General features: G+C 57.6%; 15 protein-coding genes. 6 read left to right on the forward strand and 9 right to left on the reverse strand.

From position 1 onward, the window contains the following. Positions 1-31: 31 nt before the first annotated feature. From WFK59_RS16575 to trmB, 3 genes are all read right to left on the reverse strand, one after another. Positions 32-748 (reverse strand): DUF2884 domain-containing protein, encoded by a 717-nt coding sequence (locus tag WFK59_RS16575; protein ID WP_233987165.1) that lies wholly within the window; start codon positions 746-748, stop codon positions 32-34. Positions 749-848: 100 nt separating this feature from the next. Further along, complete coding sequence (locus WFK59_RS16580) at positions 849-1175, reverse strand: YggL family protein (RefSeq protein WP_233987164.1); 327 nt, start codon at positions 1173-1175, stop codon at positions 849-851. Continuing rightward, complete coding sequence (gene trmB, locus WFK59_RS16585) at positions 1175-1894, reverse strand: tRNA (guanosine(46)-N7)-methyltransferase TrmB (RefSeq protein ID WP_233987163.1); 720 nt, start codon at positions 1892-1894, stop codon at positions 1175-1177. Before trmB ends, WFK59_RS16580 begins: the two co-directional genes overlap by 1 nt. A 154-nt stretch (positions 1895-2048) precedes the next feature. On the opposite strand from trmB, the gene mutY reads away from it, so the two are divergent. From mutY to mltC, 3 genes are read left to right on the forward strand one after another with little or no spacing between them, the layout of a single operon-like run. After that, the gene (gene mutY, locus WFK59_RS16590) at positions 2049-3137 is read left to right on the forward strand and encodes an A/G-specific adenine glycosylase (RefSeq protein ID WP_336756494.1); all 1089 of its coding nucleotides are present in this window, start codon (positions 2049-2051) and stop codon (positions 3135-3137) included. Beyond that, complete coding sequence (locus tag WFK59_RS16595; RefSeq protein WP_128086611.1) at positions 3134-3406, forward strand: oxidative damage protection protein; 273 nt, start codon at positions 3134-3136, stop codon at positions 3404-3406. The genes mutY and WFK59_RS16595 overlap by 4 nt, the downstream gene beginning before the upstream one ends. A gap of 53 nt (positions 3407-3459) precedes the next feature. After that, a complete protein-coding gene (mltC, locus tag WFK59_RS16600) occupies positions 3460-4539 on the forward strand; it encodes a membrane-bound lytic murein transglycosylase MltC (RefSeq protein ID WP_233987161.1) in 1080 nt (359 codons plus the stop codon). Between the two features lie 991 nt (positions 4540-5530). Here the strand turns inward: mltC and WFK59_RS16605 are convergent. Continuing rightward, the gene (locus WFK59_RS16605; RefSeq protein WP_233987160.1) at positions 5531-7684 is read right to left on the reverse strand and encodes an ornithine decarboxylase; all 2154 of its coding nucleotides are present in this window, start codon (positions 7682-7684) and stop codon (positions 5531-5533) included. Between the two features lie 560 nt (positions 7685-8244). On the opposite strand from WFK59_RS16605, the gene acuI reads away from it, so the two are divergent. From acuI to WFK59_RS16620, 3 genes are all read left to right on the forward strand, one after another. After that, positions 8245-9228, forward strand: a complete 984-nt coding sequence (gene acuI, locus WFK59_RS16610; RefSeq protein ID WP_336756497.1) for an acrylyl-CoA reductase (NADPH) — start codon at positions 8245-8247, stop codon at positions 9226-9228. 122 nt (positions 9229-9350) lie between these two features. Continuing rightward, complete coding sequence (locus WFK59_RS16615) at positions 9351-9644, forward strand: type II toxin-antitoxin system TacA family antitoxin (RefSeq protein WP_233987158.1); 294 nt, start codon at positions 9351-9353, stop codon at positions 9642-9644. Next, entirely contained in the window at positions 9641-10126 is a 486-nt protein-coding gene (locus WFK59_RS16620) for a GNAT family N-acetyltransferase (protein ID WP_336756499.1), read from the forward strand. Before WFK59_RS16615 ends, WFK59_RS16620 begins: the two co-directional genes overlap by 4 nt. A 715-nt stretch (positions 10127-10841) precedes the next feature. Here the strand turns inward: WFK59_RS16620 and WFK59_RS16625 are convergent. The 5 genes from WFK59_RS16625 to WFK59_RS16645 form a co-directional block, all read right to left on the reverse strand. Beyond that, positions 10842-11339 carry a CinA family protein gene (locus tag WFK59_RS16625; RefSeq protein ID WP_233987156.1) on the reverse strand — a complete coding sequence of 166 codons (498 nt, stop codon included), beginning with the start codon at positions 11337-11339 and terminating at the stop codon, positions 10842-10844. 94 nt (positions 11340-11433) lie between these two features. Next, the gene (locus WFK59_RS16630) at positions 11434-12210 is read right to left on the reverse strand and encodes a heme ABC transporter ATP-binding protein (RefSeq protein ID WP_233987155.1); all 777 of its coding nucleotides are present in this window, start codon (positions 12208-12210) and stop codon (positions 11434-11436) included. After that, entirely contained in the window at positions 12207-13205 is a 999-nt protein-coding gene (locus tag WFK59_RS16635) for a FecCD family ABC transporter permease (protein WP_336756502.1), read from the reverse strand. Before WFK59_RS16635 ends, WFK59_RS16630 begins: the two co-directional genes overlap by 4 nt. Next, complete coding sequence (locus tag WFK59_RS16640) at positions 13198-14019, reverse strand: heme/hemin ABC transporter substrate-binding protein (RefSeq protein ID WP_336756503.1); 822 nt, start codon at positions 14017-14019, stop codon at positions 13198-13200. The genes WFK59_RS16635 and WFK59_RS16640 overlap by 8 nt, the downstream gene beginning before the upstream one ends. Continuing rightward, complete coding sequence (locus tag WFK59_RS16645) at positions 14016-15047, reverse strand: hemin-degrading factor (RefSeq protein ID WP_336756505.1); 1032 nt, start codon at positions 15045-15047, stop codon at positions 14016-14018. Before WFK59_RS16645 ends, WFK59_RS16640 begins: the two co-directional genes overlap by 4 nt. Positions 15048-15094: the final 47 nt, after the last annotated feature.

Genomic DNA, 15094 nt, shown 5'->3' on the forward strand with positions numbered 1-15094 from the left:
TACGCCTCAGCCTGCGGGCTGAGGCGTCAGATTATTTGTTCAGACCGGCAACCAACCCTTTGCGCTGATCTTCTAACGAAATGACGCGGTTACAGACTTCGTGACCGAAGTTCTGGAAATCCTGCTCCTGCTTGCTCCACTCCGCCTGAATCGACTGCTGCAAACCGCCCAGATTACCCATAATGGCCTGCAGCGGATTACTGCCGCCGCTCGCCTGCTGACTGCCCATCTCGTTCAGGCTGTCCTGCATCACGCCACCCAGCGTTGACTGCACCAGCCGCTCGCCGTCGGCACGCACAGTGTCGATCGCCTGATGATGGAAGGTCAGGCCATCCGGCCGGTGTTCAATGATGCGGTTCATCTGCTGTTTCAGCTGACCGTTCAGGGTAGTCAGGCGATTGCGAACGTTACTGTTCTCGCCCAGCTTCTCAACAATCACCCGATCCAGTGCCGCGCGTCCTTTTTCCAGCCGCGAGGTGGCACCGCTGTCGATCCACGGCAGATCGCGCCGTAAAGCCGTTTGATAGTCGATGGCTTTCTGGCGACCGGCACTGTCCAGCGACACCTTCTGGCCGTTGAACTGCACCTCGCCCTGCGGGGTAATCTGCAGATTGCCATTAGCGCCCACCACCTGCACGCTTTGCGGCGTGATCACCACATCATCCTGTGGCTTAACGCTGCATTCATAGGCCGCCTGAGCCTGGGTCGCTGCCACCAGCAGCACAGCAAGAAGCGCTTTACGCATCATAGAATCTCCCTTATCTACTGTCTGAACGATCCTGAAGGGCCGGGCTGCGCTGCAGTGAGAGATCATTTCTCCCCTGTTGCGCAGCCCGGCGTCGTGTTACTTAGTCCCACCAGACATCAAACAGTTCAGTCACCTGCACATCCTGCACCTTGCGGTCTTCCAGCCATTTACGCACCAGTTCACGATGCTCATCGGTGCATTTACCGGTTTTTTGCAGGCAGATCAGACCTTCCCACACCAGGTAACCGCTGCCATCAAAGGCCAGACCGTTAGGATCGATCGCTTCGTTGATGAACTGGTTCAGCGTCTCATCAATTTCGCTCTCGCTGGTCCCTTCCGGGAAGCGCCAGGCCACCGAGAAACCGAGTTCCTGAAACTCATCAATGTGCAATTTTTTACGTAAACGGCGGCTGCGTTGTGTGGCCATTATTTCACCCTCTCAAACATTAAATCCCATACGCCGTGGCCTAAACGCTGCCCGCGCTGCTCAAACTTGGTCAGTGGACGCGTCTCGGGACGCGGCACATAATTCTGCTGTTCTGACTGGTTGCGGAAGCCATCGATGCTGTTCATCACTTCCAGCATATGTTCAGCGTAGGCTTCCCAGTCGGTTGCCATGTGGAATACGCCGCCCAGCTTCAGCTTACGCATCACCAGCTCGGCAAACGGCACCTGGACGATACGACGTTTATTGTGACGGGCTTTATGCCAGGGATCGGGGAAGAACAGCTGGACCATACGCAGCGAGTTATCAGGGATCATCTTCTCCAGCACTTCCACCGCGTCGTGACACATCACGCGCAGGTTATCGACGCCCGCTTCTTTAGCGGAAGCCAGACAGGCACCCACGCCCGGCAGGTGGACTTCAATGCCGAGGAAATTCTGGTGTGGTGTATTTTGCGCCATGGTGACCAGCGAAGCGCCCATGCCAAAGCCAATTTCCAGCGTGACCGGCGCGTCACGTCCAAACAGCTGGGGGAGATCGATCGGCTCCGGCTGATATTCCACTCCCATCTCTGGCCAGTATGTATCAACAGCCTGCTGCTGCCCTTTGGTTAAGCGGCCCTGGCGGCGTACAAAACTGCGGATCCGGCGCAATGGCCGCCCGTTCTCATCAAATTCTGGGGTGATGACGTCATTAATCATGTCGAAGCCTGCTGGTTAGCCTGTTCTGGGAAACGGGCATTATGCAAAGTTCATAAGCAGAAGCAAGCCTTTGCAATCTTCCGGTTTACACCCAGGTGCGCATGTGCTGGAATTCCTGCCTGAGTGTAGAGTAAACACGGAAAATTTCCTTCTTATGATGCAAGCGCCGCAGTTCGCGCAACAAGTGCTGGACTGGTATCAGCGCTTTGGCCGCAAAACCCTGCCCTGGCAGCTGGAAAAAACGCCTTATAAGGTGTGGCTGTCCGAAGTGATGTTACAGCAAACCCAGGTTGCCACGGTTATTCCCTACTTTGAACGCTTTATGGCGCGCTTCCCCACGGTGGGCGATCTGGCGGCTGCGCCGCTGGATGAAGTGCTGCATCTGTGGACCGGTCTGGGCTATTACGCCAGGGCGCGTAATCTGCACAAGGCGGCAAAGCAGATTGTTGAGGTTCACCAGGGCGAGTTCCCGCAGAACTTCGATGAGGTTGCCGCCCTGCCCGGCGTCGGACGCTCCACCGCCGGCGCGGTGTTGTCACTGTCACTGGGTCAGCACTTCCCGATTCTCGACGGCAACGTCAAGCGCGTGCTGGCGCGGTGTTACGCCGTTGGCGGCTGGCCGGGCAAGAAAGAGGTTGAGAAGCGCTTATGGCAGATCAGCGAAACCGTAACGCCCGCCGGGGGCGTAAGCCAGTTTAATCAGGCGATGATGGATCTGGGCGCTATCGTCTGCACCCGCTCGAAACCGAAATGCGATATCTGTCCGCTGAACAGCGGTTGCGAAGCCTATGCTCATCACAGCTGGGCCAGCTATCCCGGTAAAAAACCGAAGCAGGTATTACCGGAACGCAGCGGCTGGTTCCTGATGATGCAACATGGCGATCAGGTCTGGCTGGAGCAGCGTCCCCCGGTCGGGCTGTGGGGCGGCCTGTTCTGCTTCCCGCAGTTCACCAGCGAAGCCGCACTGACTGACTGGTTGATTGCTCGCGGTATCCACGCCCAACCACAGCAGCTGACCGCTTTCCGCCACACCTTCAGCCATTTCCATCTGGACATTGTGCCTATGTGGCTGGCGTGGCCTTCTGTCGGGGCGGCGATGGATGAAGCGGGCGGTCTCTGGTATAACTTAGCGCTGCCACCATCTGTGGGATTAGCCGCGCCGGTTGAGCGCCTGTTACACGAATTGCGCCATCCCCAACAACTGGCTTTGGACAGTTGTAAGATCAATGAGGAAGAATCATGAGCCGCACCATTTTTTGTACTTTTTTACAACGCGACGCGGAAGGGCAGGATTTTCAGCTCTATCCTGGCGATCTGGGCAAGCGTATTTACAACGAGATTTCGAAAGAAGCCTGGCAGAAATGGATGGCGAAACAGACCATGTTGATCAATGAGAAGAAGCTCAACATGATGAATCCGGAAGATCGTAAGGTGCTGGAGAAGGAGATGATCAATTTCCTGTTTGAAGGCAAAGACGTTCATATCGAAGGCTATACACCGCCAGAAGCGTAAACATTTGGGCCTCTGCGTTGAGGCTCGTTATCCCGATCAGGCATGCACTCCCAATGAATAAAAAATTGATCGCCCTGCTGGTGGTGGCACCACTTCTGGTTTCCTGCTCCGGACAAAAAAAACAGCAGTTTCATGAAGATTGGGTAAAAGACACCAACGGTTTCGATATTCTGATGGGCCAGTTTGCCCATAATATTGAGAATATCTGGGGTATTAATGAGGTCCTGATCGCCGGACCTAAAGATTACGTCAAATATAGCGACAACTATTACACCCGCAGCCACATCAACTTCGAAAGCGGTAAGCTGACGATTGAGACCATTGCCGGTACCGATCCGATGGCCAGCCTGCGCCAGGCGATTGTGACCACGTTGCTGATTGGTGAAGATCCGGGCAACGTCGATCTCTATTCCGACGCCAACGATATTGTGATCAGCAAAGAGCCGCTGCTTTATGGTCAGGTGCTGGACAATACCGGCCAGCCGATCCGCTGGCAGGGTCGCGCCGAGGCCTTTGCAGATTACCTGATCCAGAATAAATTGCAGCGCCGCACCTCGGGCCTGCATGTGATCTACTCGATCTCGATTCCGATGGTGCCGAACCATCTGGATAAGCGTGCGCACAAATATCTGCCGATGGTGCGTAAAGCGTCGGAACAGTATGGTGTGGACGCCTCACTGATTCTGGCGATTATGCAGACCGAGTCGAGCTTCAACCCCTATGCGGTGAGCCACGCCGATGCGCTGGGCCTGATGCAGGTGGTGCAGCATACCGCCGGGGTCGACGTGTTCCGCATGAAAGGCAAATGGGGCAAACCGAGCCGTAGCTATCTGCTTGATCCAGAGAACAATATCGACGCTGGTACGGCTTATCTGTCGCTGTTGCAGCGCAGCTATCTGGGCGGCATTCAGGATCCGGTATCACGTCGCTATGCGGTGATCACCGCTTATAACGGCGGTGCCGGCAGCGTATTGCGGGTCTTCTCCAGTGATAAAGATCGGGCGTTTTCGATGATCAACAGCATGTCACCGAACAAGGTTTATCAGACCCTGACCAGCCAGCATCCTTCGGCGGAGTCACGTCGTTATCTCTATAAGGTGAGTACCGCGCAGCGTAGTTATCGTGGATTTTGATGTTTCGCTTCGCAGCGGTGGAGTGTTTCGCCTGGCAGCGGGCTGGGCCAGGTAACGCATGGCTGCGGGCTGACAAAGAGTGAGGTTTCGTCCGCCAGGCGTTAGGGAGTTTCAGATTGCCCGAGCGGGCGGACGCGTCAAGGGGCGGACGCCCGCCCCTTAACAATCCCGGCGTCCGGCTGCCTTCGCGCCACGCTGCGCGCGGTCCCTTCGTCAATCCCTGCGGTCGACGGACCGTCCGGACTCGCCGTCCCTGGCGAGGCCGTCCTTTCGCCGACGTCCTGTCGGCTCTTCCTCGCCTTCGCTCACTCCTCAGCGCTTCGGACGCCTCGGGTAAAACCCCGTCTGTGGTATCTCTGTTTTTTTAATAGTCCGGTGTCGTCTGGGGGTTTGTGTAATGACGCCTGGCGGCGGGCTGGGGCTGGATGTTTTCTTTTTTCTCACGACAACGGCCCTGAAAAACCAGCAGCACCGACAGTCATTGTGCTCAGACATACAGCGACGAAGAACTCACCAGGAAACGCAGAAATAACAGCGAGGGGTTGGGAGGCCGTCTGAAGCGCTAAGCGGATGAGGGATTTCAGGACGAGCGACAGGGATGTCGCGAAGAGGCGGGGCCGCGCCAGGGATGGCGCGTCCGGGCCGGTCCGTGAGAAATCTGGAAGAAGCGAAGGGACCGCGAAGCGGCGGTGAAGCAGGCCGGAGCCCGGGGTCAAGGGGGCGCGGCGACGGGCGCCCCCTTGTCGGTCGCCGGCAGCGGCGAAGCTGAAACTGCCGCAGCCAGCCGGCGAACGAAACCCGCTCATAGCCCGTTCGCGCAGCGAACCCCACCAGCCAGCCAGCCGGCGAACGAAACCTGCTCATAGCCCGTTCGCGCAGCGAACCCCACCAGCCAGCCAGCCAGCGAACGAAACCCGCTCATAGCCCGTTCGCGCAGCGAACAACAAGGTCCGGCGGGCCGCTACCCGCCTCTGCCCACGCTCAGATCAGATCAGCGCCCCACCATCATATTGGCCACCAGATACTTACGCCCTGCGGCATCCTCTTCGGTGTAAACGCCCTGCAACTCCGGCGAAAAGCCCGGCAGTAAATTCACTCCCTCTTCCAGCGCCAGGAAATAGCGCTGCACCGCGCCGCCCCACACTTCACCGGGCACCACGCAGAGGACGCCTGGCGGATAAGGCAGCGCGCCTTCCGCAGCGACACGGCCTTCGGCTTCGGCGATCGGCACCAGTTCCACCTCTCCGCGAATATACGCCTGATGCGCATCCTGCGGATTCACCGCCACCGGCGGCAAGCCCGCCTCGCGGAACATCATTCGTTGCAGGCCCTTCACATCGTGACTGACGTAGAGATCGTGCATCTCCTGGCACAGGCGACGCAGGGTATATCCGGCATAACGCTGGGCATTCTTGCGGTAAATGGTCGGCAGCACTTCCGCCAGCGGCGCATCCTCTTTCACATGCTGTTCAAACTGCGCCAGCATCGCCACCAGATTGGCCATTTTTTCCGGCGTCTCGGCAGGCGTCAGCAGGAACAGGATCGAATTAAGATCGCACTTCTCCGGCACGATACCGTTCTCACGCAGATAGTTAGCCAGAATGGTGGCAGGAATACCAAAGTCGGCATAGTCACCGCTCGCCGCATCAATGCCCGGCGTGGTCAGCAGCAGCTTGCAGGGATCGACCCGATACTGGTCGCGGGCATAACCCGCAAAGCCGTGCCAGTTTGCCTGCGGTTCAAAGCTAAAATAGCGCAGATCACGGGCGATGGTTTCCGTTGCAGCCGCCTGCCAGGGCTGGCCTCCGACCGTCTCCGGCACAAACGGCAGGATCATGTCGCATCGCTCAAGGATCGCTTTGCGTGCCTCGATCCCCAGCGTGACGCACTCATCCCACATCCGCCGTCCCGCCTCGCCCTGATGCATACGCGCGTTGATATCCAGCGCTGCGAACAGCGGATAGAACGGACTGGTTGAGGCGTGCAGCATAAAGGCGTTATTCAGGCGTTTATGCGGGCAAAAGCGCCGCTGCCCGCGAATGTGGTTGTCTTTTTTATGAATCTGCGAGGTTTGCGAAAAGCCCGCCAGCTGCTTGTGCACCGACTGGGTGACAAAAATGCCGGGATCGTTTTCATTCAGCGTCAGGGTCAGCGGCGAACATCCTTCCATCAGCGGGATGAACTGCTCATAGCCGAGCCAGGCGGAATCGAACAGGATGTAATCGCACAGGTGACCAATGCGGTCCACCACCTGACGCGCGTTATAAACGGTACCGTCATAGGTGCCCAGCTGGATAATCGCCAGACGAAAAGGACGTGCTTCCGTGGCGCGCTGTGGCGCCACCTTGCCGATCTGCTCGCGCAGATAGGCTTCATCGAAACAGTGCGCATCAATGCCGCCGATAAAGCCAAAGGGGTTGCGCGCCGCTTCCAGATAGACCGGCGTCGCACCCGCCTGAATCAGTGCGCCATGATGGTTCGACTTATGGTTGTTGCGGTCAAACAGCACCAGGTCTCCGCGTGTTAACAGCGCGTTGGTCACCACTTTATTGGCGCTGGAGGTGCCGTTCAGCACGAAGTAGGTTTTATCGGCGTTAAACACTTTCGCCGCATACTTCTGTGCATCTTTCGCCGAGCCTTCGTGGATCAGCAGATCCCCCAGTTTGACGTCGGCGTTGCACATATCGGAACGGAACACATTCTCGCCGTAAAAATCGAAGAACTGTTTACCCGCCGGATGCTTTTTGAAGAAGGCCCCGCCCTGATGTCCCGGACAGGCGAAGGTGCTGTTTTGCATATCCACATAGCGGGTCAGCGTCTCGAAAAAGGGTGGCAGCAGCGCCGCTTCATAGGCCTGAGCAGCAGCTTCCAGCGCCAGCCAGTCCTGCGGATCGCCATTCAGCTCACCGCTGACGCCAGGCAGATGCATCACCTCTTCTTCAAACGCGTTGGCGACAAATACCGGCAGGTTAAAGCCGGTATGGCGTAACAGGGCCAGCACGCCACTGCGGCTATCCGCCAGTGAGACAACGACCGCCGCGACGTCGGTAAAGTCGGTGTTATCCAGCGTGACCACATCGCGCGTGGTGTTAAGGGTCAGGTTGGGCGCCACCGCGGCGCTGGCAGCAATTTTAAGTGGAGTCATAAGGCAAATCCCTAACGTCAGGGGCTGAGTGCCAGAGGCACAGCAATGGGGAGATCTCCCCGGCGAATAGTGTCAGATAGCATCATGCGGCCGCGTGCAGCCGCTGGCTGGCCTCACCGCATGGCGATCAGGAAGGTGTTCAGCAGGACGGAACAGAATCGGGCGTAAGCCGCAAAAAACGAACGGTAACCAGAGCGAGTGCGCGGTAAACCGGACATGGCAACGTCCTCTGAAAGAGATAAGCAGGTTCAAAAAGTGGCGGTCATAATGTCATCTTTTTCTGACGCGAACAAGCCGCACGCGCCAATTAAATAGTCAAACCCACAGATAATTAAATCATTGATTTTAATAACTAAAAACAAATAAAAATCATATTATCCGATTAATTATCTGAATTATATGCAGATTTATGCACGAAGTTCATTCCCGGCCCGATCAGGATTTACGCCGTTTAACGATCGATGCGAGCGACAGCGCGCAGCTTAGCGACCCTATCCCTACCGCAATCCGTCAGTCAGGCGTAAACTTATTCCCCTCTTTCCTATTTTGCCGGAGGCTGCATGTTCAAGGCACTGGTCATTGAAAATGACGAACAGGGTTACCGTTCTTTGCTGAAAGATCTTCCCGAATCACAACTGCCCGATCACGATGTCACTCTCGACGTCAGCTACTCCTCCCTTAACTACAAAGATGCGCTGGCGATCTGCAATAAAGGGCCGATTGTGCGTCACTTCCCGATGGTGCCGGGTATCGATTTTGTTGGACGGGTTACCGCCAGCCGCCATCCCGACTGGCAGCAGGATGATGTCGCCCTGCTCACCGGCTGGGGCGTGGGTGAAAAACAGTGGGGTGGCCTGGCGCAGAAAGCCAGCGTGAGCGGCGACTGGCTGGTCGAAGTGCCCGCCACGCTCAGCCCGTTGCAAACCATGGCGATTGGCACTGCGGGTCTGACCGCCATGCTGTGTGTGATGGCGCTGGAAAAACAGGGCATCACGCCGGATCGCGGTCCGGTGCTGGTCACCGGTGCCAGTGGCGGTGTGGGTAGCTTTAGCGTCAGCCTGCTGGCCCGCCTCGGCTATCAGGTGGTGGCCTCCAGCGGACGCGCCAGCGATCACGCTTATCTGCTTGATACGCTGGGCGCGGCCTCGGTGATCGATCGCAACGAACTCTCGCAGCCCGGTAAGCCATTAATGAAAGAGCGCTGGGCGGCCGCGGTAGACAGTGTCGGCAGTCATACGCTGGCGAATGTGCTGGCCGCAACCCAGCGCGATGGTGCGGTCGCCGCCTGTGGAATGGCGCAGGGACTGGATCTGCCGACCAGCGTGGCACCCTTTATTTTGCGCGGCATTACGCTGGCTGGCGTGGATAGCGTGATGTGCCCGATCCCGCTGCGCCAGCAAGCCTGGCAACGGCTCGGAGAATTACTCGATAGCGATCTGCTGAGCCAGCTGACGCAGGTAATTCCGCTAAGTGAAGCCCGGCAAGGGGCTCAGGACCTGCTGGAAGGCAAAGTCCGCGGGCGGCTGATTGTTGACTGTCGTTAACACAATGACAGTGCCCGGACTCGGGAAGATTCAGGTTCGATACCTTCTGAATTTATCGTAATGACATCTGCGTTACATGAGTTGTATACTTAATATCCACTGAAACACAAGAGGACAACTCCATGCCAGCCACAAACAGTATGGCGATGAAACGCGAAACTCTGAACCTGCGCATTAAGCCCGCCGAGCGCGAACTTATCGATCGGGCGGCGAAAGCCAGAGGGAAAAACCGCACTGACTTTGTGCTGGAGGCCGCCCGCGCCGCAGCGGAAGAGGCGCTGATCGAGCAGCGCATCATTATGGCCGATCCGCAGGCTTATCAGGAATTTCTGACTCGTCTGGATCAGGCTCCTTCGCCTAATGCTGCACTGCGTAAAACCATGCAGACTCCTGCTCCGTGGGAGCAGGAAAAGTGATCTCTGCCCCTGAGCCGCTTCACGCCGGGCATATTCTTACCCCGTTTTGTTGCGGCGTGGATTCTATGGATAACTGGCTGAAACAGCGGGCGATGAAGAACCAGCTTTCTGGCGCGTCCCGCACGTTTGTCTGCTGCGACGATGCTAAGGTGATGGCTTACTACTCGCTAGCTTCCAGCGCTGTGACGACGAATACTGCGCCTGGCCACTTCCGCCACAATATGCCTGACCCGATTCCAGTTATGGTATTGGGACGTCTGGCGGTGGATAAATCTCTGCATGGGAAGGGCGTCGGACGGGCGCTGATGCGGGATGCCGGGCTGCGGGTGATTCAGGTGGCAGAGACTATCGGCATTCGCGGGATGCTGGTTCACGCCCTGTCGGATGAAGCGCGGGAGTTTTACCTGCGGGTGGGGTTTGAGCCGTCGCCCATTGACCCGATGATGCTGATGGTGACGCTGGGGGATTTAGTTCATGCCTGATTGCTATTCCGGGCTGGAGAAAAAATATTAATATGGTTATTTTCTGAATCACCTTAATTACACAGTACCTGGTTCATACGCTATAAATTTTCTTGCAGCCAGACTTATAACGCCTCTGCCTGTACAACGTTAATATTATTTTCACAGGGCGAACAGCTTAACCACCCGTAAATTTGTCTACTAATCTATAAATGGATAAATTTAATTTCGTGATTATCTACGGTCTCACTCCAGTTTAGTAGCGCACGAGATTCACTGTATTTTTTATTTAAAATCAATACTTTAATTCAAACCACCAATCTCCCCTCTTGTATCACCTCTATCAGGTATTTTCTCTCTTCAACGACGCATATCCTTAATGCAATAGTAGGGGTGATTATATCTATACTCTCTATTCAACCAGGTGCTGACATCAGCAAAACAGGCTAAAGTATCAAAATCACCTGCATCAGGACATTTTTCTTTTGGAAGTATTTTCTAAAAGTCGATGCCAGGTTCAATTTGGGTTGCGAACCTTTTTACAATATTAAAAGTGGTTATTTCCAATTGCTTTCAATACCTCAATCTGACCCTGATTTTCCGGATACGTAGGGATAAATCAAAACGCATCCGGAAATATTTCTACGCTAACTCAATGAATTACAAACAGATAGGGTTTTATAAGAAAGCATAAAAAAGGAACGGTGATGCCCGGTTAAGGCGCAATCCTGCGCCTTTATTCAGTCGGCAGCTGCAGCCGTTTAATCAACCCTTCCAGCGCGAACTGCGTGCCCTGCTCCATCACCGATTTAGGATCGCCACTGAACTGATGGCACTCGGCGTAGTCCTGGCCATTCGGCAAGACCCAGCCGAACCAGATGGTGCCGGCGGGCGTACCATCTTCCCCACCATCAGGCCCGGCATAGCCGGTGATCGCCAGCCCGACCGGCTCACCGGAACGGGCGCAGGCGCCCTGGGCCATTTCCCGCGCGGTCTGTTCACTGACCGCGGTGTGCTGCTCCAGCGTAGCGGGATGAACACCGAGCAGGCGGATCTTGGCATTTTCGCTGTAGGTCACAAAGCCGCTGGTATAAAAGTTGCCACTGTTCTCTACCGCCGCCAGCGTCATGCTGATCAACCCGGCGGTACAGGATTCGGCAGTGGCCAGATGCAGTCCGGAAGAGAGTAAAAGTTCACCCAGTTGGTTAGCGGTTTGGTCTAAAGATTGCGCCATTATTGTCTCCTTAATAACTCACCCAGAAACACAAGTATGGCGCAAAACTGTCAAGACAGAACCTCGCAACACAATGTTTTAAAAGCGAAACGGTCTAAACCCGCAGCTGAATGTGCGGCTTTCCACCCTCGCCCGGCACCACCTGTAATTCGGCCTGATACCAGCGGGTCAGCGTCGCTTCCGTCATCACCGCCTGCGGCGTACCTTGTGCCACCAGCCTGCCGGCGTGCAGCAGCAGGATGCGATCCGCCCATAACGCCGCCTGATTAAGATCGTGCAGCACCGCGCAGACGCTCAGCTCACCGGTGCGCGTCAGTTGCCGCAGTAATCGCAGCGTCTGCTGCTGCCAGAAGAGATCCAGCGCCGAGGTGGGCTCATCCAGAAACAGCCAGCCGCGCGGCGCGCCATCCTGCCACAGCTGTGCCAGCACCCGTGCCAGCTGTACCCGCTGCTGCTCTCCTCCTGACAGCTGACGATAGTCACGCTGCGCCAGTGACTGGCAGCCGGTCAGTTGCATCACTTCCGCCACAATTTCCCGGCTGCGCGTCTCCGGCCAGGGCGCACGTCCCATCGCCACTACCGATTCGGCGGATTGTGAAAAGGTCAGCTGGGTTTGCTGCCGCATCACTGCCCGGCGTCGCGCCAGCCGCTCGCGTGACCACTCCGCCAGGGGCTGCGCGTCCAGACGACATTCACCCTGGTCAGGCGACAGGAAGCCGGTCAGCATCCGCAGCAGCGTCGATTTCCCGGCACCGTTGGGGCCAATCAGCGCCACCATCTCACCGGCCGAGAGCGTGACGTCGAGACGATCGATAATGACTTTACCGTCGCGGGATAAACACAATCCCGCCGCCTGTAATTGCTCGCTCATTCGATGCCTCGCTGCTGACGCAGGATTAACCAGAGAAACCACGGACCGCCAATCAGGCTGGTGAGCAGGCCGACCGGCATCTCTGCCGGCACCACCACTGTGCGCGCCAGAGTATCGGCCAGCAGCAGCAGAATCGCGCCCGCCAGCGCCGAACCAGGCAGCAGCCAGCGATGATCGCTGCCAAGGCAAAAACGCATTACGTGCGGTACCACTAAGCCGACAAAGCCGATCACGCCGCTGACCGACACCGCCGTACCGACCAGCAGCGCGCTGAGGATCAGTAACTGATGCTGAGTGCGTTTCACCTCAACGCCCATGTAGTGCGCATCTTCTTCGCCCGCCTGCAGCAGGTTGAGCTGGCGAGACAGTGACTGTAACAGCAGCAGCGCCGGCAAAATCAGCAGCGCGCAGATCAGCAGCGTCGGCCACTGCGCCTGGCTCAGGCTGCCCATTCCCCACAGCGACAGCTGACGCAGTTGCTGATCGTTACTCAGCCACGACAGCACGCCGACCGCCGCACCGCACAGCGCGTTGATGGCGATCCCCACCAGCAGCAGCCGCGACAGATTGCCGCGCGCCAGCCGGCTGAAGCTGAAGATCAGCAACGTCACCAGCAGGCTGCCGATAAAGGCGGCGATCATCGGCAGCCACAGCGCCAGCGACGGCGGCAGGGCCAGCGGGGTAACAATCGCCAGCGCCACGGCCAGACCGGCCCCGCTGCTGATACCGAGCAAACCCGGATCGGCCAGCGGATTACGAAAGACGCCCTGCATCACTGCGCCGGAAACTGCCAGCGCCATGCCGATCAGCACCGCCAGCAGCACGCGCGGCAGGCGAATATTCAGCCAGACCTGCCAGATCAACTCGCTGAACGCTGCCTGCCACAGGCCACGCAGCGACAGCGACATCGCCCCGAAGTTGGCGGCCAGCACCACGAATATCAGCAACATAATGGTCATCAGCGTCAGTATGCGCGGCGCATTACCGTTAATCATGCGTCAGTGATTCCGCGGCCTGACGTAGCCGGACGATCGCCCGCGGCGTATCCAGGCCAAAGCCCAGCAGCGCCATAGTATCGATCACCAGCAGACGATGCTGCTGACCGGCCGGCGTCAACGCCAGTCCGGGTAACTGCCACAGCTGCTGTTCGCCGCCCAGAGTTTTCAGTCCCTCTTCGCCGATGACCACCAGATCCGGCGCGGCAGCGATCACCCCTTCCTGCGACAGCGCCTGATAGTGTGGCACGCTGCCCATCGCGTTCTGCAGTCCGGCGCTGCGGATGGCGCTGTCAGCAGCGGTCTGATTACCCGCCGCCATCGATTTCATGCCGCTGTTGGCCATAATGTAGAGCACCTTCACCGGCAATTTTTGCTGTGGCAACTGGCCGATCTGCTGCGTCATCTGCTGTGCCAGCGCCTGGGCGTCGGTCTGATGGCCGAGCGCCTCGCCGATGGTGATTATTTTTTGCGGAATCGCCCGCAGACTGTTTTCACCACTGACCGTCACCACGCGTACCCCGGCCTGTGCAATCTGTTGCAGCACCAGCGAAGGCTTCGCCAGTTCACTGGCGATCACCAGCGTCGGTTTCAGCGCCAGGATACCTTCGGTATTCAGCTGGCGCAGGTAACCGACATCCGGCAGCCGGGTTGCCAGCGCCGGGCGCAGGCTGGTGCTGTCTCGCGCCACCAGCTGCTGCTGGGCATCCAGCGCATAGATAATCTGCGTGACGTCGCCGCCAATCGATACCACCCGCTCCGTTGCCAGCGACGGCAGCGCCAGCAGCAGTCCTAACAGCGTCAGCCATCTCATGCCACGGCTCCTGCATCACGCAGCGCATCGATCTGCTCGCGCCAGCGCGCCTGCTCCGGCGTGCCTTCGCTGCGCTGTCCGTAGAGCTGAGCGATCTGGGTGCCGTCGGCGGCAAACAGTTCCAGACTGGTGACAAAGCCATCGCCAGCTGGTTTGCGGGTGATCCAGCTTTCGCTGATCTGGTCAGCCATCAAATGCAGGGTGAATTGCGGATTAAAGACGTTGAGCCAGTTATCCATCGGCACTACCTTCTCGATCGCGCCGGTGAAAATCTGGGTACAGCCGCGATTACCGACAAATATCATGATTTCATTGCCCTCCTGCTGCGCCATCTGCAACAGCCGCGCCAGCGCGTCGTTGCGGGTCTGACAGGCCAGATCGTCACCGGCGGCACGAAACGCCTGCTGACGTGACAGGTTGTGACGCTTCAGCAGACTGAAAAACTGATGCACATCGGTCATGGCACGCCATTCACGATCGATAGCCGCTCCATCCACTTTATCGGTCAGCGCAGCGGCGGCGAACGGCTCTACGTGCAGTGGCGTCGCGCCGTCCTCGCGGAAAGCCTCAATCAGCGTCTGCCACGCGGCCCTGTTGGTCCGATCCGTGACATAGATCTTCAGCACCGCATCCCCATGACGATCAAAGATCTGAATGCTGTGCCGTTCGCCCTGTGCGGTTTGCTCCTGCAGGGCAAAGGCACTCCGCCACTGGGCGACAAACAGACGCAGATCCAGCGCTCGCGGGTTCAGTAAAATGCCGGCGTGGTCACCCAGATGCAGGTTTTTGTACTCGCCGAGCTGCTCATGAACCGCATAGGCGTTGCGGGTCAGGCTTTTGGTTTCACCAACCGCCTCAAGTGCCTGCAGCAGTGCCGGAAAATCTGGCTTCAGCCGCCAGGCATCCGCCCCGATGCGGGCCTGACACAGCGCCGCTTCACTGATCCCGATCAGTGCCGCAAGGTCACGGGCATACTTTTTCGGTTGTTCGCCTTTCAGGGCGAGGTAGTGCTGGTAAACAGAATCCATGCTTGAGTGCTCCCATTGCGGTGCCCTGCATCAGTGCAGGGCAGCGG

Origin of the sequence: Pantoea sp. USHLN298, assembly GCF_037149395.1 — a bacterium.
Taxonomy (GTDB): Bacteria; Pseudomonadota; Gammaproteobacteria; order Enterobacterales; family Enterobacteriaceae; genus Pantoea; species Pantoea astica.